We start from the raw sequence: 264 nt of genomic DNA, 5'->3' as shown, positions 1-264 counted from the left end.
AAGGTGGGGGTGCCATTTGTATAGACAATTGATAGCCATTCTACTCTGTTCTTCTATCATGTTTCAAATGCGCCAATTACTCCTCATGAAGAAAAAACGAGAGCTTAGTGAGTATAAAGCAATATATATGATTAAAGACTATTTTCTTCTTCTATTCCAAACTATTCAAAAAGACACCCAAGAGCTATCAAAGGTGTTACTTCGCCTGTTCAATCTCCTGCAGCAAAACGGGCGGAAATCTCATCGATATGAGAAAAAAACGGT

Annotated in this window: 1 pseudogene; it reads left to right on the top strand. The window is 37.5% G+C overall.

Annotated features, from left to right (window positions below):
- Window positions 1–264, top strand: a pseudogene (locus SB717_RS36690) (IS4 family transposase); the annotation flags it as partial.

Source organism: Priestia sp. SIMBA_032 (genome assembly GCF_046535215.1).
Classification (GTDB): domain Bacteria; phylum Bacillota; class Bacilli; order Bacillales; family Bacillaceae_H; genus Priestia; species Priestia aryabhattai.
The sequence above is the reverse complement of the archived record's forward strand: the minus strand, read 5'-3'. Positions and strand labels throughout refer to the sequence as shown.